This window comes from Serratia sp. TMDUHS_CL, from assembly GCF_037137105.1.
Classification (GTDB): Bacteria; Pseudomonadota; Gammaproteobacteria; order Enterobacterales; family Enterobacteriaceae; genus Serratia; species Serratia nevei.
Map to the genome: position 1 here is coordinate 770,693 of NZ_JBBBDV010000001.1, position 19,732 is coordinate 790,424.

Here is a 19,732-nt window from a genome sequence, read left to right on the forward strand (position 1 = left end):
CGGACAATTTCGTCCGCAATGAGGCAAGCAATGGATAATCTGTCTGGGGTGAGCGTCTTTGTGCAGGCCGCGGAGACGCTGAGTTTCGTTGAGGCCGGCCGCGTGCTCGGCATTTCTGCCTCCGCGGTGGGGAAAAGCATCGCCCGCCTGGAAAATCGGCTGGGTGCACGCCTGTTCCACCGCAGCACGCGCAGCATGACGTTGACCGCCGAAGGCCGGCTGTTTCTGCTCCGCTGCCAGCGTATTCTCGGGGAATTAGCGGCGGCGGAACGGGAAATCAGCGATACGCACAGCGCGCCGCGCGGCAAGCTCCGCGTCAGTTTGCCGTTAGTGGGCGGCCTGTTGAATCCGGTGCTGGCGGAGTTCGTCCGGCGTTACCCGGAGATTGAGTTGGAAACCGATTTTTCCGACCGCCGGGTCGATGTCATCGAAGAAGGCTTTGATGCCGTAGTTCGCGTCGGCGAGACCGAGGACTCACGGCTGATGAGCCGCCAGCTGGGCACGTTTCAACTGCAGCTGGTGGCCTCGCCGGATTATTTGCGCCAGATGGGGATCCCGCATCAACCGGCGGAACTGCAAGGCCATGCCTGCCTGCTGTACAAATTTCCCTCGACCGGCAAAGTGGAACCCTGGCCGATCGCCGGATGGGAAAAGCTGCTCGCCGAGGGGATCAACACCCGGCTGGTCTGCAACACCGTCGATACCCTGATTTACCTGGCGGAAAGCGGCCAGGGCATCGCCTGTTTGCCGGATTTTGCCGTGAAGCGCGCACGGGAACAGGGGCGATTACAGCAGATATTGCGCGAGCATAGTCACCACAGCGGCAGCTTTAAAGTCCTGTGGCCTTCCAGCAAGCACCTGACGCCGAAACTCAGGGTGTTCATCAATACGCTGAGCGCCCGACTTTTTCGGGAATAGAGGGGTATTTACGCTATAGAAGCAAGGAGGGTGCAGGATAATTCGGGGGAGCCGGAGGACGAGAACCGCCCCCTGGCGTGCCATCAGCCGTTTTTGCGGCCAATAGCGGAAAAGACGTTGAACACTTCACCCAGGCCGTAAATCGCGCCGAGCAAGACGGCCACCATTACCGGCACCAGGACCACCACGGTGGCCAAGCTTTCAATCATTTCTAACATCGTTCTCTCCTGGTTTATAAGCACAGCGAATCTGCGCCGGAAGAAAAGGTTTCCGGCCAATCGGTTGAGTATCGTGGGGAGGCAGTCTAAAACGTGAGCTACATCACACTTGATGCGAGCTAATGTAACTTACACAATTACATTAAAGCAATGCAAAAAATGCTCTGCGCGTAGCGGGAATTGGCGTGGGTTTTTATTGCGTATCCGCTTGATATTGCGGTGAACAAGGGACAAAAGGATAGCCTGCGCGCCGCTCGACCTGCCCGGCCATTTCGGCGATGCTGGTTTGCGCCAGGCTGGCTTCCAGCGCGTGACCGACGCGCGCGAACTCTTGCTCCAGCACCGGGGTAATCGCGTGGCCGATATAGCACGCATCGTTAGGCCGGGTACGGTGCAGCATGAAATACGGTTGATCCTCTACCGCGCGATACACGTCCAGCAACGAGATCGCTTCCGCCGGCCGCGCCAGCAGCGCCCCGCCGCCTTGCCCCATCTGTGAATAGGTCAGCCCGGCCTCCGCCAGCGCGCCGAGGATGCGCCGCACCACCGTCGGGTTGGTGTTGACGCTGCGCGCGATATCTTCGGAACGCACCGTCTGGCCGCGACACAGCGTGATGTTGGTCAGAATATGGATGGCAACGGCAAATCGCGTAGAGGTAGACACCTTGGCACCTGCTCAGAGTTTCGTTTATGTCGGATTAAAACATAAGGAAAGCGTATCAATTTCCGGTAATACACATAATGAGTAGGGACAATGAGAATGTCAACCTGCCCACGCCCGATGGCGGCGGCGGCTCATGCTTCGGTGCGGATCTCCGCCACTTTATCGGGATAAAATGCCAGATGATCCTTGATTGCTACCACGGCGTTGTAGGGCATTTCATAACTCCAGGCCACATTGGCCTCCTGTTCGCCGTTAAACATAAGAGAGAAATAACTGCAGTCGCCCTTATAAGGGCAGTAGCTGACGTACTCGTTTTTCTGCAACAGCGCCCGATTCACATCCTCACGCGGAAAGTAAAACACCGGCGGATAGGTGGCTTCCTGCAGGATGAGCACGTTGCGGCTGTCGGCCAGGGTCTGACCGGCTGCACGCACGACAACCCGCGCCGGATGGCGGGTCAAGGTGATTGGGTGGGCCGGGCCGGGGATTTTCACCGGTTTGCCGGATGCGGAAACGAGATCGGACATGGCGGCCTCCAGAGTGTGCGCCCCGCACCCCGCGAGGCGTCTTTCCAGTATAGACCCACGATTTTACCGGCGGCCGCACATTCGGCGAGCAATCGCTTTTCACCGCTGCAAAATTAAGAATTTTTACCTGTTCGATTTTCTTACGGAGGAATACATTCATCCCAACTTCTACCGGCAGGTTAATCGGATTATTTTTAATCCATTAATCAGTCAATTTACCAGGAACTCATTATGAATATTAAACGTGCCGCAGGTGTGTTGGTGGTGGTGATGGCAACGCTTTCCGTTACCGCATGTGGGCATATGTCCAATCGCGATCGCAACACGGCGATCGGCGCGGGCGTGGGCGCCGTCGGCGGCGCGGTGCTGACCGACGGCAGCACGCTGGGCACCCTTGGCGGCGCAGCGCTCGGCGGCATTATCGGCCACCAGACCAGCCGTTAATCATCCCGTCAAAAATAATCTCTGCAGGCCGATGTTTTTTTAATCCATAAGCGTCGGCCTGCGCTTTTATTTAACCGCTGAACTTTCTCAGGGCACGAAAATAATAAATAACGTTAAGCGCAGCTTTATTATTCATTAACCTGCATCGGAAGTATTTATTGCGCCGGCAGCCTGAAACGCGCCATCGCTTTTTCCAACCGTTCCGACTCGCCCTGCAACAGCTGCGAGGCCTCGGTCACCGCGTTCACCACCGTGCCGGTTTGGCGCGCCACCTGATTCAGCGCCGAGATGCGCGCCGTCACGTCCTGAATGCTCTCCCCCTGATTGAGCGATGCCAGGGAAATGTCCCCCATCAGCGCACTGCATTTGTTCACCAGATCGATAATCTGGCGCAGGTTGCCCGTCAGTAGATCCACCGCCTGCGAACCTTGATCGATTTGCTGCAGCGAACGGTTGATCAACTGCTGAATATCGCGCGTCGAATGGCTGCTTTTTTGCGCCAGCAGCCCCACCTCTTTGGCCACGATGGCAAAGCCGCGGCCATGAACGCCGGCGTGCGCCGCCTCGATTGCCGCATTCAGCGCCAGAATATTGGTCTGGAACGCCACGCTGTCGATCAGCGCGACGATGCCGCGCATTTCGGCCGATTGGTTGACGATCCCTTGCATCGAAACATTGACGGTTTCCATCGTCTGCTCACCGGCGCCGGCGCACTGCCGGGCCTGTTCGGTTCGTTGGCTGGCCTGCTGCGCGTATTGACCGTTCTCTTCCACCCGCGCCGCCAGCTGCTGCACGTGCTCGGTCGCCAACTGCAATTCACCGTTCTGCTTCGCCGACTGCGCCGTCAACTGTCGATTGCCGTCCGCCAGCCGCCCGACGCCGTTCAGGATCCCGCTCGCCGCATCGCGCACCTCGCTGACCAGGCGCTGCAGGCCGCCCTGCATGTGGCCAATGCTGGTCTGCAGCTGGTGCATCTCGCGGTTGAATGCCCGCTCAGGCGGCAGCGGCCGCGAAAGATCGCCGGCGGCCAGCACGTTGAGGTGCGCGATTGCCCGCCGCAGCGGTGCGATCACCCAGCGAGAGACGCCGACCCACACCCCCACGGCGATCAGCGCCAGCGCGGCCAGCGCGCCGAGCGCAAAGGTCTTGGCTTGCTCCAGCGCCGCCAATTGCCGCACGTTGACATCATCGCCACGCCGCTCATTCAGCGCCTGGTAAGCGAGATACTTCTCGTTGAAATCCGCCTGAAATGCCTGGATCGGCACGGCGAAAAACGCATCGATGCTGCTGCCCTGCAACCCTTGCGCCTGCTCTTTCAGGCCGTCATAGAACAGGCGATAGCTGTCTTTCAGGGCGCCCGCCGTCTCGGGCGCCTCCGCGCTCAGGCGCTCGAACTGGGCGAAGGCCTGCTCTGAGGCCTGCAGCGCCGCCAACGACTCATCCAGCAGGCTGTGCCAACTGCCGTCGGAGCCGGTGGCTTTGTCCTGCAGGTAGTAAATGCCCGCACGGTTCAGACTGTCGCTGGCCGTCAGCAGCGACAGTCTGGCGCGATCCATCGTCGCCTGCTGGCGATGCAAGCCATCGCCCGCCACCAGGTTAGCCTTGGCGTCGCGCAGAATATTAGAAATAAATACGGTGGAAAACAGTTGCAGCAGAGAAAATAGCGCGATAACGCAAATTACGCCGCTTAATAAGCCCATGCTCTTGCCGAAGCCAAACGCGCGCGGCAGCGCCGCCGCAGATTTTACCCTGCGGCCCAGTGTCAGTTTTATGTTCATGATTTTTAGTCAGTAATACCAGGATGCCGCGAGTCTAACGGGCATTGATGACACTAATATTTCAGCCTGCTGTGTGCCGCCGCCGCCGACCAAAACAACCAATAATCGGTATTGCCCGTCAACTCTCATTTTTATTTCTTGACTTGTTTAATACCGGATTTATAGTTTTCCCATTAAAAAAGAAACAAAGTTTCATATATTAACCGGCGCTAAATTTAATATATGAAACGCTCGATAAAATCGTCTCAAATATAAAACCGATGAGCGTAAGCACCCTGTTCACAGGTGAAACTCGCTCGCCTTAATAAACAGTCTACTTTCTTCAGGGGCCTGGCATGCGCAAAATTTCGCTTTGTTTTTTCCTTGTTTCACCAGTGAGTTATGCAACCGTCGCCGCAATACCCAACGACGTTGCCGCCACCGTGGCACCGGTAAAAAAAAGCCGCCCGGCATTTCCGCATATTCATTGGCAAAGCGAGGATAATAAAAAGAATATTGATATCGGTGGCGCACTGCGCGCCAATTATCGCTATGAAGACTGGCACAGCAGCAATTATCGGAATCCTCCGCATTTACGCTTTGACGCCTTTCGCATCGATGCCGCCGGCCAGGTAAACGACGCGTTTTTCGATAGCGGATTCTGGTTTCAGGATCGGCGCAAATACGCCATCGACCGCGCCTATGTCGGCTACCACCTGTCTGAGCATTCCGCCGTGCAACTCGGCGCGCCGTTCAAACCGTTCGGCCTGATGCCCTACCCGCAGTTCGGCTGGTCGTACGGCATTCCGTTTTACCTCGGCTTTGGCGTCAACACCGGGCTGGGCGCCAAATACCAATACCAGCATGACGATTGGGCCTTCGACGCCGCCTACTACCCGCGCATGATGCCGACCGGCGTGCGTTACGCCCCCGACGTCGCCAGCTACGACGATCTGAAAAACACCAACTACGCGTCACAGCACCTGCAGCGCAACGAAAAACGCGATCAGGTAAACCTGCGGCTGACGCGCGCTTTCCATCAGGGCGGCTGGAACAATGAGCTCGGCGGTTCGCTGGCGGCCTCGCGGCTCTACAACCAGGCGACCGGCGATAACGGCAGCTTCTGGGCGGCAGGCTTACATACGCTGGTGAATTACGATCCCTGGCATCTGTCCGGCCAGGTGATCCGCTACGGTTACGACGCCAAAGGCCCGGCCGGGGCCAACAATTCGGTGATCCTGATGGGGGGCAACGGCCTGACGCCGGCCTATCTGATCCCGTCGCAGGCCACCACCGCCGCCATCAACCTGGCGCGCGACGTCGACGTGCCCTGGGGGCCGGTGAAAAAGCTGCGGTTCTACAACGATTACAGCGTGCTCTGGAAGGACAGGCACGGCGGCTCCGACTCTAAAATGAACACGCTGGGGGTACAAGCGTTCGCCATGCCGGTGATGCTGTGGGTGGATCTGACCTGGGCGCAGAACGCCAACCCGTGGGGCGGCGTAGAAAATGCCACCGGCTGGACCGGCACCCAGTCCCCCGGCAGCAATAAATGGTATTTTCGCACCAACGTGAACATCGGTTACTACTTCTAAGCGCGGCGGGATCTACACTGAAGTATCGCCGCCAACCGGAGAAACCACGATGCTGAGCGCACAAACGCTGCATGTTACCATCAACCGCCCCTGTGACGAGGTGTATGCCTTTCTCAGCCAGCCGGAAAACTTCCCCTTGTGGGCCAAAGGGTTAGCCAACAGCTTGCGGCGGGAAGATGAAGACTGGGTGGCGGACACCCCGCAGGGGCGGATCCACATTCGCTTCAGCGCGCCAAATGCCTTCGGCGTGCTGGATCATTGGGTGACGCTGCCGGACGGCGGCGTGGTCTACGTGCCGCTGCGCGCGCTCGCCAACCGGCGCGGCACCGAGGTGATCTTCACCCTGTTCCGCCAGCCGGATATGGACGATGCGCTGTTCGCCCGCGACGCCGGGCTGGTGAACGCCGATCTGCAGGCGCTGAAGCATTACCTTGAGCCCAGCTAACCGCTTGTTGGAACATTTATTTCAATGAAAGACAGCAATTGCGTTCGGGAAAATAAATGTTGTTTTTAGATGTTGATATAAATATTCAATATAAATATTAATCAATGAATCAGGGCGCATCCATAATGAAATCTGCCGTAGACGTTATACCAACAAATTAATACTCTCATTAGCGCTCGTCGTGTAACGGCAAGCATGTAACTCTATTTTAATTAATTAAGGAAGAATGATGAAGTTATCAAATCTGATGCTGCTCACAGCGATTTTAGCCACCACCGTTAGCCTCCCTCTCACCGTTAATGCTACCGAACGCCCGGCAGGCTACTGCTCAAGAATCTACTCACCGGTACCTTATATCACCAAAGAAGGTAAAACTATTCAGGCACCCAATGCTTGCGTAGCGAAATGGTGGGCAACCCAAGGGAAATAACGCGTAAGTCAGACTCGTTGCATTAAATATTGGGTCAGAGATTCTCTGGCCCAATATTTCCCGCTTAAATCATTACCCCTTGACCGACGACACCACGTTAAGCGGCTGGGCATCCGGCAGAATATTCATGTGCTCCAGCACCTGGGCCATGATCTTGCCGAACACCGGCCCGGCCACCGAACCGCCGAAGTGCTTGCCGGCTTTCGGGTTGTTGACCATCACCACCAGCGCCACCTGCGGATCGCTGGCCGGCGCCACGCCGGCGGTGTAGTTGATGTAGCCGCCGTCGTATTTGCCGCTCGGGCCCATTTTCTCGGCGGTACCGGTTTTGATCGCCAGCCGGTAACCCGGCACCGCGGCGCTCACCCCGCTGCCGCCCGGCAAGGCGTCGCTCTCCATCATATGCACCACGGATCGTACCGTATCCGCCGGCAGAATACGCTGCCCCATCACCGGCGGCGTCACCTTGGTGATCGACAGCGGCCGATAAATGCCGAAGGAACCGATAGCGGCGTACTCGCGCGCCATCTGCAGCGGCGTCACGCGCAGCCCATAGCCGAAGGAGAAGGTAGCGCGTTCGATATCGGCCCAGCGTTCACGATGCTGCGGCAGATAGCCGCTGCTCTCGTTGCCGATGCCAAGCTCGGTCGGCCGCCCCAGGCCAAAGCTGCGATAGACCGCAGGCAGCACCGTGGCCGGCAGCGCCAGCGCAATGTGCGATACCGCGATGTCGCTCGATTTTTGCAGCACGCCGGTGATGGTCAGCTTCGACCAGTGGCCGACGTCTTTGATCAGGTGACCGTTCACCCGATACGGCGTGGTGTCCAGCACCGTATCCGGCCGGATCAGCTTATGCTCCAGCCCCACCATCACCACCACCGGTTTCACCGTCGAGCCCGGCTCGAAGCTGTCGCTGCTGCACACGTTGCGTATGTCTTTCGCTGGGGTGCTGCCATAGTTGTTCGGGTTGAACGACGGGTAGCTGGCCATGCCGAGGATTTCGCCGGTGTCGATCTTGACCAACACCGCACAGCCGGAGTCGGCCTGGTTGGCCACCACGCCGTCGCGGATCTGCGCATAGAGCACATACTGGATAAATTTGTCGATGCTGAGCGTCACGTTCGGCGGCGGCACCGGATCCACGCTTTTTAGCACGCCGATCACCGCGCCGCTGCCGTCCTTCTGATAGACCCGCAGGCCGTTTTTGCCCTGCAACAGCGGGTTGAAGCCCAGCTCGATGCCCTCCAGCCCCTGATTGTCCTGGCCGACGATGCCGATCAGCCCGGCGGCATCCTGGCCCATCGGATAAAATCGGCTGAAATCCTGCTCGGTGCTGACGCCGGTCAGATGCAGTTTGCTGATGTAGGCGGCGTTGTCGTCCTCCACTTTGCGCGCCAGATAGACGAAACGCTTATGCGCGTTGCTCTGGATCAGATGCTGCACGTCCGCCAGCGGGATCTTCAGCACGTTGGCCATGCTCTGCCAGCGTTCGTTGCCGGTGTCGGTCTGGGTATCGAGAATGTGTTTCGGATCCAGCACGATGTCTTTGGACGACACGCTGACCGCCAGCGCCTCATCGTTGCGATCGGTGATCATGGCGCGGTTGGTCGGCACCACCTGGGTGCGGATCGAGCGCTGGTCGGCCTGATCCGCCAACTGCTGGTGTTCCAGCAGTTGCAGATAGCCGACCCTGAACGCCAACAGAAAAAAACAGACCAGCATGCCGGCGCAAATCCAGCCGAAACGAACTGTGGAATAGGTTTTACCGCTTTTTTTGGTCGATGGCGCCACTGTTGTGTTAACCCTGCGTTTTTATTCGGTTTATGGTGTTATTTCAGTCTACCTTGCCGGAAATGGTCAGGAGATTGCAGTTTGTAAGAAAGTAAAAACAAACCGCATCACCGTTGCACATCCGCACTGTCGTTTAACTGCGGTTTACTTTGCGCCGGATCGCCGGGCTGCGGCGCGTTGGCCGGGTCAAAAATGTGGTCGAGGATCGCGCGGGCGGTCGGCCCCGCCACCACGCCGTCGCCGCCGCCGTTTTCCAGGATCAGCGCCATCGCCACCCGGGGGTTTTTGTAAGGCGCGAACAGCGTATAGAAGATGTGATCGCGCAGCCGCACCGGGATCATTTTGGCGTTGTAAGTCTGGTTTTGCTTCAGGCTGAACACCTGCGAGGTGCCGGATTTGGCGGCGATCTGGTATGGCGCGGTGTGGAACAGCTTGTAACCGGTGCCATTCGGCAAGTTGGCCATGCCGTACATGCCGTTACGCACGATGCCCCAGTAAGGCGAGTGGGGATCGCCGATCTGCGCCGCTTGCGCCGGCGGCTGGTAGCGCGTCACCCGGTTGCCCTGCTGCAACGAATACAGCAGGTGCGGCGTTTTCACCTGGCCGTTGTTGATCAGCGTGGTCAGCGCTTTTACCATCTGGATCGGCGTCGCCACCCAATACCCCTGGCCGATGCCCACCGAAACCGTATCCCCCTGATACCAGCCCTTTTTATGCACCTTCAGCTTCCAGTCGCGGCTCGGCAGCACGCCGCGGTACTCTTCGTTCAGATCGATGCCGGTGGACTGGCCGTAGCCGAACTGGCTCAGCCAGTGGTGGATACGGTAGATACCCATCTCATACGCCACCTGATAAAAGAAGGTGTCGGCGGATTCCTCGATCGCTTTGGTGACGTTGAGCATGCCGTGGCCGGTTTTCAGCCAGTCGCGGTAGCGGCGTTCGGTGCCGGGCAGCGTCCAGGTCGGCGCGCCGAAAAAGGTGGTGGTGGGTGTGATCACCCCGGCGAACAGCGCCGAAACGGCCATGTAGGGCTTCACCGTCGACGCCGGCGGGTACAAGCCCTGAGTGACGCGATTGATCAGCGGCAAATCCGGGTTGGTCAGCAAGGTCTTATAGGCCTGATAGCCGATGCCTTTGACGAAAGGATTGGGATCGTAGCTGGGGCTGGAGACCATCGCCAGGATGCCGCCGTCGCGCGGATCTTCCACCACCACCGCGGCGCGCTGCCCCTTCAGCACCGATTCGATGTACTGCTGCAGCGGTAAATCCAGCGTCAGATAGATGTTCTTGCCGGCCTTCGGCGGCTGCTCCTTCAGCAGGCGGATCACCCGCCCGTGGTTATCCACCTCCACCTCCTGATAGCCGGTGGTGCCGTGCAGTTCGGACTCGTAATAGGCCTCGATGCCCTGTTTGCCGATGTTGCGGTCGGCGGCATAGTTCTCGCTCAGCCCGGCCTTGTCCAGGCGTTTGAGATCGTTGTCGTTGATCTTCGACACATAGCCCAGCACGTGCGCCAACTGGGCGCCGTAAGGATATTCACGCTGTTGATAGGTATCGATCGTCACCCCGTCGAAACGGTATTGATTGACGGCAAAGCGCGCCACCTCGGTGTCGCTCAGCCCGGCTTTGAGCGTCACCGGTTTGTAGCGGCTGTTGTGGTGCATGTCGTCGCGAAACGCGCTGATGTCCTCCGGCGTCAGGTCGACGATCGGCGTCAGCGCCTGCAGCAGCGCCGCCATGTTGCTGATTTTGCTGGGCGTGATCTCGATACGATACAGTGTCACGTTTCGCACCAGCGGAATGCCGTTGCGATCGAAGATCAGCCCGCGGCTGGGGGCGATCGGCAGCATCTTGATGTCGTTCTGGTTGGAACGCGTCTGGTAAAAGCCGTGCTGGCGGATTTGCAGCCGGTAGAGATTGACGATCAGCACGCCGAAACAGACCACCACCAGTGCCAGCGCTACGCCGGCCCGGCGGATAAACAGCCTCTCTTCCGCAGAGTGGTCGCGAATTTTTTCTTTTAACAGGGCCATGCGGTGCCGATACCTTTTGCGTCACATTTCCCCGCAAAATCAGGGAACTGAAAAGCCGGCAAGCATAGCGTTATCGGGCGCACCGCCCCATGAAAAGGTTGCTAATGAAATGGCATAACTGTTTCAGCATATTGGAATGTTACCGTCGGCGTTTTTTTCACCGCGCTTCCCATTGAGCCGCCGTTCGCCCCAATGCTACAATGTGATCTTAATCACACTATTCCCGATATTCCCCCGCATTTCCCTGTCGGCGCCCTGCCGGATGCGGCTTTTTGTTACATAGGATCGAGTTCGATGAGTACCATTGCCACCGGTTTAGTCATGATGCGCTGGGAGTTGCTGAGCGCCGTGATGATGTTCTTCGCCAGCCAGTTAAACGTCATTTGCCGTAAGACCAGCCGTAACGGCATGGCGTTCATGTTCAGCAGCCTGGGCCTGTTTACCGCCTGCTGGTTCGTGATGGGCCTGATGGGCATCCACCTTACCCTGGAAGCCTTCACCCAATTCTGGTCTTCGGCCTGGGATCGCTACGTGGACGTGGTCAGCACCATGCCGGTCGATTGGCCGATGCCGTAATCTCGCCGCAGGGGCGGCGCACCGGCCGCCCCGCCGATTATTCCGTTTCCGTTGACGGCGCCGCCGCCAGCCGCGCCATCAAGCCCCCCGCCTCAATCAACAGCGCCTGCTCCCGCTCCGTTAAACAGCTCTCCATCGCCGCCAGCAGCCACGCCTCGCGACGGCTGCGGCTTTGCTGCAGCAGGCCCAGCCCGGCGGGCGTCAGGCGCACCCGCACCCGGCGTTTGTCTTCGGCGTCCGGCGTGCGCACCAGCAAGCCATCGGCCTCCAGCTCACGCAACGCGGCCGCCAGGTTAGAGGAACGCATGCGCTCCGATTCCGCCAGCAGCGACGGCGTCGCCTCGCCGCCGTGGCGATCGATAGCCCCCAACAGCATCAGTTGGGCCCAGGATTTTTCGTCGCTGCGCGATTCGCGCCGTAAACGGCGCACCAGCGACATTAACTGCGTGCGCAGCAGCGTCACGTCTTCAGGATGATCTTTCTTCATTGGCATCAATCTAGCGTTCAGTTTATCCCTGCTTTCACACCGCCGGATCGCGCGGTGCCCTTCCTGGCTACCGCGCCGCTCTGGCTTAACCTAGTTACCTATGATAATATAGCTATTAATATATAGCAAAAAAGACACTGCATCGGCAGGGTTACGTTTGCTCACGCATTTGCCCCTCGCCGATTAATTTGCAGTGTTATTATTATTTTGCTTAATAAATCCCTCCTTATTCAACGTGGTACGGTAAGCCGATGGAAGCGTGGAAAGTCAATCTGATCTCGGTCTGGCTCGGGTGTTTCTTCACCGGGCTGGCGATGAGCCAAATCCTCCCTTTTCTGCCGCTGTACGTCGAACAGCTCGGCGTCAGCGATCACCAATCCCTCAGCCTGTGGTCCGGGCTGGTGTTCAGCGGCACCTTTTTGGTCTCGGCGGTAGTCTCACCGCTGTGGGGCAGCCTGGCCGACCGCAAAGGCCGCAAGCTGATGCTGCTGCGCGCCTCGCTGGGCATGGCGATTGTCATCGCGCTGCAGGGGCTGGCCACCAACGTCTGGCAGCTGTTCGCGCTGCGCGCCCTGATGGGGCTGACGTCCGGCTATATTCCCAACGCCATGGCGCTGGTCGCCTCGCAGGCGCCGCGCGATAAAAGCGGCTGGGCGCTGGGCACGCTCTCTACCGGACAGATCTCCGGCGTGATCGCCGGGCCGCTCTTGGGCGGGCTGATGGCCGATCATCTGGGGCTGCGGGTGGTATTTTTCGTCACCGCCGGGCTGATGTTCGTCAGCTTCCTGGTGACGCTGTTCCTGATTAAAGAGCGGCGCATCACGGTGAAAAAAGCGGATCAGCTGAGCGGCAAGGCGGTATTCCGTTCGCTGCCCTATCCGACGCTGATCGTCACCCTGTTCGTTTGTACCCTGATGATCCAGCTGGCCAACTCGTCCATCAGCCCGATCCTGACGCTGTTCATCCGCGAGCTGTCCGGCGACGTCAGCAATATTGCCTTTGTCAGCGGCATGATCGCCGCCGTGCCCGGCATTGCGGCGCTGATCTCGGCGCCACGCCTCGGGCGCCTCGGCGATCGCATCGGCACCGCGCGCATCCTGATCGCCGCGCTGCTGTTCACCACCGGGCTGTTCGCCGTGATGGCTTGGGTCAATACGCCGCTGCAGCTGGGCATTCTGCGCTTCCTGCTAGGCTTCGCCGACGGCGCGCTGATGCCGGCGGTGCAGGCGCTGCTGCTGAGGTATTCCTCCGATCAGGTGACCGGGCGCATCTTCGGCTATAACCAATCCTTTATGTACCTGGGCAACGTGGTTGGCCCGCTGCTGGGTTCGGGCATTTCGGCGATGATGGGGTTCCGCTGGGTGTTCGCGGTGACGGCGGTGTTGGTGCTTTGCAATGCGCTGCAGCTGCGCCATCAGTTCAAAAAAGTGGAGAGTCAACGCGCGGGATAACGGGAAATGCGGGGAAACGCCTCAAGCAGTGGCGGGACAATGACGCCCATCAACCGTGCCACCACTGCCAAAGGCGGCCGTAGCCTACTCGACGCGGCGGTCATTTAATATTTATGTAAGTAAATAAAGTGTTGCGGGCGTGTTGAGGGCCGCCGCAGCGGCCCTTGCGGATCAGAACATGGTATTGTCGTTGGCCGATTTTTCCGGCACATCCTGATTGACGTCCCAATGCTCGGTGATTTTCCCCTGATCGTTCACCCGATAAATATCCACGCTGGCGGTGCCGCGATCCTGCGGGTTATTTTGGTATTTGACGTGAACATAGACCAGATCGCCGTTGACCGCGCTGCGGTATATTTTGGCGCTGTACTGCGGATTGTCCTTAAAGGTCTGGCTGAAGAAATCCAGGAACGGCTTGATGCCGTCGCCGACGAACGGGTTATGCTGCTTGTAGTTTTCCACAATCAGCCTCTGCGCCACGCCGATGTCGTGGCGGTTGAAGAAGCCCGCGTACAGATCTTCCACCACCTTCAGCTTCTGCTGGGCATGATGATAACCGCCTTTGCCGGTCGATTTGTAAGACGCCGCCTGATCCGTTGACAGCGCCGGGTAACTCGCCAGCAAGCCGCCGACGATCGCACAGGTGATCAATGCCTTTTTCATAACTGCTCCTTATTTTCCTGAGTGACCTACGATTTTCAGCTGCCCTTTCAGATGGGTGAAGCTGCCGTCCTTGGCGGCGATGTTGGTGTACACCTCGCCGCGCTCAAAGTCCTCGATATGCGTCACGTTGTCGCCGGACTGAGGTTCGTGCCAATAGACCATATAGACCTTCGGCCGAATCTCCACCGCAGTGTATTGCACGGTATCGGTGATGCCCTGCGACGCCTCGCCGATGCCGGTGAAGGTCATGGTCTTGTCATCGGTAAAATCCAGCTTGAAGGCGAAATCGCCGAAGGTCACCTGCACCACTTTACCGACCGCAATGAACTGCCCGTGTTTTTCCGTCATCGTTGCCGCCTTACTGTTAGTCAGGGAGGGTTGCGCCGCCGTAGCGGCGGGCAATGCCAGGGGGAAAGTCAGGGCTATCGCCAGCGCGATGCCCGTTCGCTTCACTGTTTTCATCGTTCCTTCTCCTTTCCGTGGTTGAAAACGAGAATCATTATTATTTCTTAAGGGTTGGCGGAAATATAAGAATAATCTCTATTCCCATCAGGCACCTGGCGGCAAAAAAAGACGGGGGAAAATCGCCGTAAAATGGCATGGCAATAGCGCGTTCTGGCCATTGGTTTTTACGCAATGAACGGAATTTCTGCTTACAGGAAGGGAAACCACTCGGGGATTTGATGGGTCTATAGCGCAGACCGCTTTAAGCTAATGCGTATTTGTTCTTAAGCCGCTCACCGCCGGCAGGCGGCGGCGAACGGCGTGGCGTTTACCGCAGCCAGGGCGTATAGGTGACACCGACCAGCAACCCTTCCGGGCTGAGCAAACGGGTAACGCTCTGCCCCCACGGCTCTTCGCGGTTGGCGACCAACAGCCGATAACCGCGATCGACCAGCCCCTGGGTGGCGGCCGCCATGTCGGCCACGTCGAACTCGATCCACGCCTGCGGCACCGCGAGATCCGCCGGCCAGCGATCGTCGCCAAAGCAGGACTGCGCCGCCTGCGCCAGCGGCCACAGGGCGAAATGCTTCACCCCGTCCAGCGCGCCTTGCTCCGACAGCAGATAGGTTTCGTTGCCCGGCATCGGCTTGAGCGGCAGCCCCAGCGCCTCGACATAAAACGCCTTGCTCTCGTCGCTCTCACGCGTGATGGGCCCGAATCCGGCGACAAACAACACGCCCAGCCCGGCAAACTGTTGATCCATGCTGCACTCCCTTTCGGTTAGCGCCCCAGCCGCACCTGCAGCGGAGCAAATCCATAGGCCGCCTTGAAGCGGTTGCTGAAATGGCTGGCGGAGCTGAAGCCGCACGCCAGCGCGATCTCGGTGATCGGCTGTTGGCTGTGCCGCAGCAGCCGTTCCGCGCGTTGCAGCCGTGCGCGCATCACAAACTGGTGCGGCGCCAGCCCGGTGGCGTGCTTGAACATGCGGGCGAAATGGTATTCGCTCAACCCGGCCTGCGCCGCCAGATCCGCCAACAGCAAAGGCCGTTCAAGGTGGTTTTCGATATATTCCCGCACCCGCCTGGCCACCGCAGGCGCCAGGCCGCCGCGCGCCTGCGGCAGCTTCCACTGCAGCTGGCTGTAACGCTGGATCAGATGCGACATCAGCAGGTTAGACGCGCTGCTGAGCGCCAGCAGGTTGGCGCTGTCCCGCCAGTCGCAGTTGAGCAAAAACTGGCGATACAGCAGCGTGATCTGCGGATCTTCGCCGAAGCTGCGCGGCTCTACGTTGATCGCCGCCGGGCTGCGATCCCAGGTCTGCTCCGCCAGCTGCCGCAGATGCCCGTCGGTGCAATACAGATGCACGAACGACAGATCACTGCGCACATCCCAGGTGGAGGCGTATTGGCGCGGCATGATGCAGAACCGATCCGGCCCGCCGCCGTTGCGCCAGCCGCCCGGCACCTGCTGATAGCACTCATAGCCGTCGGCGACGTACAGGCTCAGGGTATGGTGGTCGGCGCTTTCCTGCGTGACGCGATCGTTGCAGTTGGACCAGGCAGCCAGCTCCACGCCGGTGCCCAGCAGCACGCTGCCGTGCAGCCGCGCCTTGTGCTCACGCAGTGTTTCAAACGCCTGATAGTTGGACATCGCCGGCCCCGTTGTTCGACATGCCGACAGTGTAAAGAGTGGCGCCGCCGCATACCAGCCGCCGCCCCGCGCTTTTGGCAAAAAAAGCGCAAGAATATGCAACTGAGCGCAAAGCGCTGCAAGCGCCGCCGCGCGCCAAAGCGGATACTGCGCCATCGGTTTTTTCGGAGTAACAAATAGAATGAATGCGCTGTTGTACCTCGCCGTGGTGCTGATTTGGGGCACCACCTGGATTGCGATCACCCTGCAACAGGAAGGGCCGGTGGCCATTCCCGTCTCGATCGCTTACCGCTTCGCCATTTCCGCCGCGGTGATGTTCGCCGTGCTGCTGCTAACGCGCCGCCTGCGCCGCCTCGCTCCGCGCGATCATCTGTTCTGCGTGCTGCAGGGCTGCTGCGTGTTCGGCTTCAACTTCTTCTGCTTCTACCACGCGGCGGCCTACATCAGCAGCGGGCTGGAATCGGTGATTTTCTCGATGGCGGTACTGTTCAACGCCCTCAACAGCCTGCTGTTTTTCCGCCAGCGCCCCAGCCCCAACCTGCTGCCGGCGGCGCTGCTGGGGTTGACCGGCATCGTGGCGCTGTTTTGGCAAGATCTGGCCGCCACCCGCATGGCGCCGGAGCTGCTCAAAGGCATCGGCCTGAGCGCGCTCGGCACCTACGGCTTCTCGCTGGGCAACATGATCAGCACGCGCCATCAGCGTCGCGGGCTGGATATCTTTTCCACCAACACCTACGCCATGACCTACGGCGCGCTGTTGATGGCGCTGATCGCCTTGGCGCAGGGCGCCTCGTTCCAGATGGAATACAGCAGCCGCTATATCGGCTCCCTGCTGTACCTAGCAATTTTCGGATCGGTGATCGCCTTCGCCGCTTACTTCAGCCTGCTCGGCCGCATCGGCGCCGGCGCGGCGGCCTACAGCACCCTGCTGTTCCCGCTGGTGGCGCTGACCATCTCAACGATCTACGAAGGCTATCAGTGGCACTTCAACGCCGTGCTGGGCCTGTGCCTGATCCTGCTGGGCAACCTGGTGATGTTCGCCAAGCCGGGGCTGAAATGGCGACGGACGGGTATCTCAAAACAAAACTCAACCCTTTGAAGCCATTGGCGAATATCGTTATCATCAGGTTTTGTTGATAACGGATGATGGCAAATGCTCAGAAGTGATGATGTGACACCCCGCACCTACAAACAGGTGGACGTGTTTACCCGTACGCCGCTGCAGGGCAACCCCGTGGCGGTCGTGCTGGAGGCCGAGGGGCTGAGCAGCGCGCAGATGCTGGCATTGGCCCGTTGGACCAACCTTTCGGAAACCACCTTTGTACTTAAACCGACGCACCCGGCGGCGGATTATAAGGTGCGCATTTTCACCACCGAAAAAGAGCTGCCCTTCGCCGGCCACCCAACGCTGGGCACCGCCCACGCCCTGCTGGAAGCCGGATTGACGCCCAAACGGCCTGGAACGGTGATGCAGGAATGCGGCGTCGGCCTGGTGGCGGTCAATATCCAGCCGGAAGGCATATTGGCGTTCGCCGCACCCGAAGTTGAGTTTCGCCCAATGGCGGCTGAGGAAACAGAACGGCTGATGGCCGCTTTACGGCCCGCGGTGATTGAAGGAGGCCCCCTGCCGGTGATTGCCGAGATGGGCATTCGCTGGCTGATGGTGCGCCTGCCGGACGCACAATCCTGCCTGGCGGTAACGCCGGATCAGGCCACGATTAAACGGTTGCAAACGGCTTGCGATGTGGATGGCGTGGTGATCTATGGCGCCTGCACCACGGCCGAACCGGCCGATTACGAAATGCGCGCGTTTATGGTGGAATGCGGCGCCTTGATTGAAGATCCGGTAACCGGCAGCGCCAACGCCTGCCTGGCGCGCTTATTGAAGGCCAACCGCTTTCCCGACGGCGGCCAGACCGCACAGGGCTACCTGGTGCGCCAGGGCACCCAACTGAATCGAGATGGCCGCGTGAGCGTGCGCTTTATTGACGGCGAACCCTGGATCGGCGGGCACTGCCGCACCCTGATTAATGGCACTTTGGGTATTTAGTTTGTCGGCGCTCGGCGCCAGCGGCAGGTGCGCGTCGATGTCGCTCTGCGGGCAGCGCTCGCCCAGCAGGTTATCCGCCAGATCGTACACCAGCCGCGCGCCCGGTTTGCCCTGATTGGGTTCGCAGTGTTGCAGCAGGCGGCCTGCCATATAATCTTAACTATTTGATTTTATAAAAATTTTTAAAGAGCTAAATATTAACTTTTCACGATTTATTTCACCGAAAATCAGCTGAGAATGGACTGATGTGAATTTCGCTGACACATCATCCAGATATTCCGTCACCCCATTCGAGCCACCCTCATACTTAGATGGCTCTCAATTGAATAATCTATTAGACATCATCATTTGAAAATTAAATGGCTAGCAATTTTCGCACGTGCATGTCATTACTAGGCATATATGGCGGATAATGTTCCGAGTCTTTATCAGAAATATTTTCACTATTCCCATACATATCTACTTTCTTTCTATTCCCTAAAGCCCCATACACAAAATAGGTATTTTCGAATTTTTTAACCAGCCCTTCCTGATGACCTATAATTCTCCACTCACCAGAGATTTTTTTATCAAACAGACTATATGCATCCAAAATTATTGGGTGTGATCCCACTTGTGGATTTGAGAACAGACCATCTGGCACTTTTGGCTCTTTAGAGAATACATCAAATATTTCTGCCGAGTGACCAATGCTAACCTTAGATATAATCCGCCCAAAACCATACTTTTCATCTGTTAGCTTAAAGCAGAATACATCACCCGGTTTAATAAATCTGAGCATTGTCCTTGGTTTCTTTTCCCAACCCCAAAACTCTAGTTTATTCATCAACATTTACCTCCTAACCTTTTCTTATTCCCATAAGCATCTTTAAATGCTACTGCGCGAGGATCTGTACGGCCATGATCGAATGAATTATATTTATTCCCTCTATTGGTCGAAGATATTTCCTCACCTATAACGCCAGTGCGGGTTTTATACTTTTCTATATAATACTGCTCATAACCACGGGCTTGACCATACTTCACGTTTTCATCTAAAGGAATCATACCCGTATTGCCACCTAAACGACCAGTATCTAAATGTTCTGCTGAACGTCTAGGTAAATCATTGGTGATGCCAACATAGTATGGGTCACCGACTGGCATGCCATTCACATCTAAATTATATAGCCCATACACATGATAACCAGAAGCATCAATTGCCGTTAAACCAAACGGATCCACCCACATCAGCGGGTTCGGCGCATACTGATACAGGTTCAGCCCGCCGCGCAGCCCTATCGGATCCTGCGTGGTGAAACGCCCCACCTCGGGTTCGTAGTAGCGGAACAGGTTGTAGTGCAGGCCGCTTTCGTCGTCCTGATATTGCCCGGCGTAGCGCAGCGGCTGCTGGTATTGCGCACCCTGCCGCTTCGCCGCGCCGGCCACCGTCTGGCCCTGCAGCTTGCCGAAGGTGTCGTATTGCCCGGACCAGCACAGGTTGCCCGCCGCGTCGGTCACTTCCAGCGGCGCGCTGTTCAGATCGGTGTGATACCAGTAAATATCTGCCGAGCGGCTGTCGCCCGCCTGCTCCAGCGCCGCCAGTGGGC

22 protein-coding genes are annotated in these 19,732 nt (G+C 58.3%); 9 read left to right on the forward strand and 13 right to left on the reverse strand.

Features of this window, described 5'->3' with window-relative positions; translation table 11 throughout:
* Positions 1-30: 30 nt before the first annotated feature.
* Positions 31-918 (forward strand): LysR family transcriptional regulator, encoded by an 888-nt coding sequence (locus WCL58_RS03660; protein WP_180548585.1) that lies wholly within the window; start codon positions 31-33, stop codon positions 916-918.
* Between the two features lie 83 nt (positions 919-1,001).
* Here the strand turns inward: WCL58_RS03660 and WCL58_RS03665 are convergent, their stop codons facing one another.
* The 3 genes from WCL58_RS03665 to WCL58_RS03675 form a co-directional block, all read right to left on the reverse strand.
* Positions 1,002-1,136, reverse strand: coding sequence for an AcrZ family multidrug efflux pump-associated protein (locus WCL58_RS03665; RefSeq protein ID WP_033643027.1), 135 nt, complete (start codon positions 1,134-1,136; stop codon positions 1,002-1,004).
* Positions 1,137-1,329: 193 nt separating this feature from the next.
* Positions 1,330-1,800 (reverse strand): Rrf2 family transcriptional regulator, encoded by a 471-nt coding sequence (locus WCL58_RS03670; RefSeq protein WP_048321542.1) that lies wholly within the window; start codon positions 1,798-1,800, stop codon positions 1,330-1,332.
* A gap of 131 nt (positions 1,801-1,931) precedes the next feature.
* Positions 1,932-2,327 carry a DUF427 domain-containing protein gene (locus tag WCL58_RS03675; protein WP_180548584.1) on the reverse strand — a complete coding sequence of 132 codons (396 nt, stop codon included), beginning with the start codon at positions 2,325-2,327 and terminating at the stop codon, positions 1,932-1,934.
* Positions 2,328-2,558: 231 nt separating this feature from the next.
* Here WCL58_RS03675 and osmB point away from each other — a divergent pair, with 231 nt between their 5' ends.
* The gene (osmB, locus tag WCL58_RS03680) at positions 2,559-2,771 is read left to right on the forward strand and encodes an osmotically-inducible lipoprotein OsmB (protein WP_004940700.1); all 213 of its coding nucleotides are present in this window, start codon (positions 2,559-2,561) and stop codon (positions 2,769-2,771) included.
* A 155-nt stretch (positions 2,772-2,926) separates the two neighbouring features.
* Here the strand turns inward: osmB and WCL58_RS03685 are convergent, their stop codons facing one another.
* Positions 2,927-4,471, reverse strand: a complete 1,545-nt coding sequence (locus tag WCL58_RS03685) for a methyl-accepting chemotaxis protein (RefSeq protein WP_336850554.1) — start codon at positions 4,469-4,471, stop codon at positions 2,927-2,929.
* A gap of 413 nt (positions 4,472-4,884) precedes the next feature.
* Between WCL58_RS03685 and WCL58_RS03690 the strand changes: the two genes are divergently transcribed.
* From WCL58_RS03690 to WCL58_RS03700, 3 genes are all read left to right on the forward strand, one after another.
* Complete coding sequence (locus WCL58_RS03690; protein ID WP_336850537.1) at positions 4,885-6,123, forward strand: hypothetical protein; 1,239 nt, start codon at positions 4,885-4,887, stop codon at positions 6,121-6,123.
* A 49-nt stretch (positions 6,124-6,172) separates the two neighbouring features.
* Positions 6,173-6,568 (forward strand): polyketide cyclase, encoded by a 396-nt coding sequence (locus WCL58_RS03695; RefSeq protein WP_060439980.1) that lies wholly within the window; start codon positions 6,173-6,175, stop codon positions 6,566-6,568.
* Between the two features lie 226 nt (positions 6,569-6,794).
* Positions 6,795-6,998: a hypothetical protein gene (locus WCL58_RS03700; protein ID WP_223294866.1), complete on the forward strand. Its 204-nt coding sequence runs from the start codon at positions 6,795-6,797 to the stop codon at positions 6,996-6,998.
* A 72-nt stretch (positions 6,999-7,070) separates the two neighbouring features.
* Here the strand turns inward: WCL58_RS03700 and WCL58_RS03705 are convergent, their stop codons facing one another.
* Both WCL58_RS03705 and mrdA read right to left on the reverse strand, forming a co-directional pair.
* Positions 7,071-8,789, reverse strand: coding sequence for a penicillin-binding transpeptidase domain-containing protein (locus WCL58_RS03705; RefSeq protein WP_038875183.1), 1,719 nt, complete (start codon positions 8,787-8,789; stop codon positions 7,071-7,073).
* 107 nt (positions 8,790-8,896) lie between these two features.
* The gene (gene mrdA / locus WCL58_RS03710; RefSeq protein ID WP_336850538.1) at positions 8,897-10,822 is read right to left on the reverse strand and encodes a penicillin-binding protein 2; all 1,926 of its coding nucleotides are present in this window, start codon (positions 10,820-10,822) and stop codon (positions 8,897-8,899) included.
* A gap of 294 nt (positions 10,823-11,116) precedes the next feature.
* Here mrdA and WCL58_RS03715 point away from each other — a divergent pair, with 294 nt between their 5' ends.
* Positions 11,117-11,398 carry a YjcB family protein gene (locus tag WCL58_RS03715; protein ID WP_141959174.1) on the forward strand — a complete coding sequence of 94 codons (282 nt, stop codon included), beginning with the start codon at positions 11,117-11,119 and terminating at the stop codon, positions 11,396-11,398.
* 37 nt (positions 11,399-11,435) lie between these two features.
* Here the strand turns inward: WCL58_RS03715 and WCL58_RS03720 are convergent, their stop codons facing one another.
* Positions 11,436-11,885, reverse strand: coding sequence for a MarR family winged helix-turn-helix transcriptional regulator (locus WCL58_RS03720; protein ID WP_141959172.1), 450 nt, complete (start codon positions 11,883-11,885; stop codon positions 11,436-11,438).
* A gap of 251 nt (positions 11,886-12,136) precedes the next feature.
* Between WCL58_RS03720 and WCL58_RS03725 the strand changes: the two genes are divergently transcribed.
* A complete protein-coding gene (locus WCL58_RS03725) occupies positions 12,137-13,336 on the forward strand; it encodes a multidrug efflux MFS transporter (RefSeq protein ID WP_060439983.1) in 1,200 nt (399 codons plus the stop codon).
* Positions 13,337-13,507: 171 nt separating this feature from the next.
* Here WCL58_RS03725 and WCL58_RS03730 read toward each other — a convergent pair whose 3' ends face one another.
* The 4 genes from WCL58_RS03730 to WCL58_RS03745 all read right to left on the reverse strand — a co-directional run bounded on the left by WCL58_RS03730 (position 13,508) and on the right by WCL58_RS03745 (position 16,093).
* Positions 13,508-13,999: a nuclear transport factor 2 family protein gene (locus WCL58_RS03730; RefSeq protein ID WP_060419002.1), complete on the reverse strand. Its 492-nt coding sequence runs from the start codon at positions 13,997-13,999 to the stop codon at positions 13,508-13,510.
* A gap of 9 nt (positions 14,000-14,008) precedes the next feature.
* A complete protein-coding gene (locus WCL58_RS03735) occupies positions 14,009-14,461 on the reverse strand; it encodes a MoaF-related domain-containing protein (protein WP_204275775.1) in 453 nt (150 codons plus the stop codon).
* 310 nt (positions 14,462-14,771) lie between these two features.
* Positions 14,772-15,206, reverse strand: a complete 435-nt coding sequence (locus WCL58_RS03740) for a glyoxalase (protein ID WP_084827828.1) — start codon at positions 15,204-15,206, stop codon at positions 14,772-14,774.
* 17 nt (positions 15,207-15,223) lie between these two features.
* The gene (locus WCL58_RS03745) at positions 15,224-16,093 is read right to left on the reverse strand and encodes a helix-turn-helix domain-containing protein (RefSeq protein WP_089185950.1); all 870 of its coding nucleotides are present in this window, start codon (positions 16,091-16,093) and stop codon (positions 15,224-15,226) included.
* A 181-nt stretch (positions 16,094-16,274) separates the two neighbouring features.
* Here WCL58_RS03745 and WCL58_RS03750 point away from each other — a divergent pair, with 181 nt between their 5' ends.
* The gene (locus WCL58_RS03750; protein WP_070915567.1) at positions 16,275-17,192 is read left to right on the forward strand and encodes a DMT family transporter; all 918 of its coding nucleotides are present in this window, start codon (positions 16,275-16,277) and stop codon (positions 17,190-17,192) included.
* Between the two features lie 54 nt (positions 17,193-17,246).
* Complete coding sequence (locus WCL58_RS03755; RefSeq protein WP_141959171.1) at positions 17,247-18,143, forward strand: PhzF family phenazine biosynthesis protein; 897 nt, start codon at positions 17,247-17,249, stop codon at positions 18,141-18,143.
* Between the two features lie 355 nt (positions 18,144-18,498).
* On the opposite strand, the gene WCL58_RS03760 is transcribed toward WCL58_RS03755, so the two are convergent.
* Both WCL58_RS03760 and WCL58_RS03765 read right to left on the reverse strand, forming a co-directional pair.
* Positions 18,499-18,969: an Imm26 family immunity protein gene (locus WCL58_RS03760; protein WP_228011804.1), complete on the reverse strand. Its 471-nt coding sequence runs from the start codon at positions 18,967-18,969 to the stop codon at positions 18,499-18,501.
* Positions 18,969-19,732 (reverse strand): RHS repeat-associated core domain-containing protein (locus WCL58_RS03765; RefSeq protein WP_336850541.1); only part of this gene is annotated, 764 nt, incomplete at its 5' end. The genes WCL58_RS03765 and WCL58_RS03760, both read right to left, overlap by 1 nt.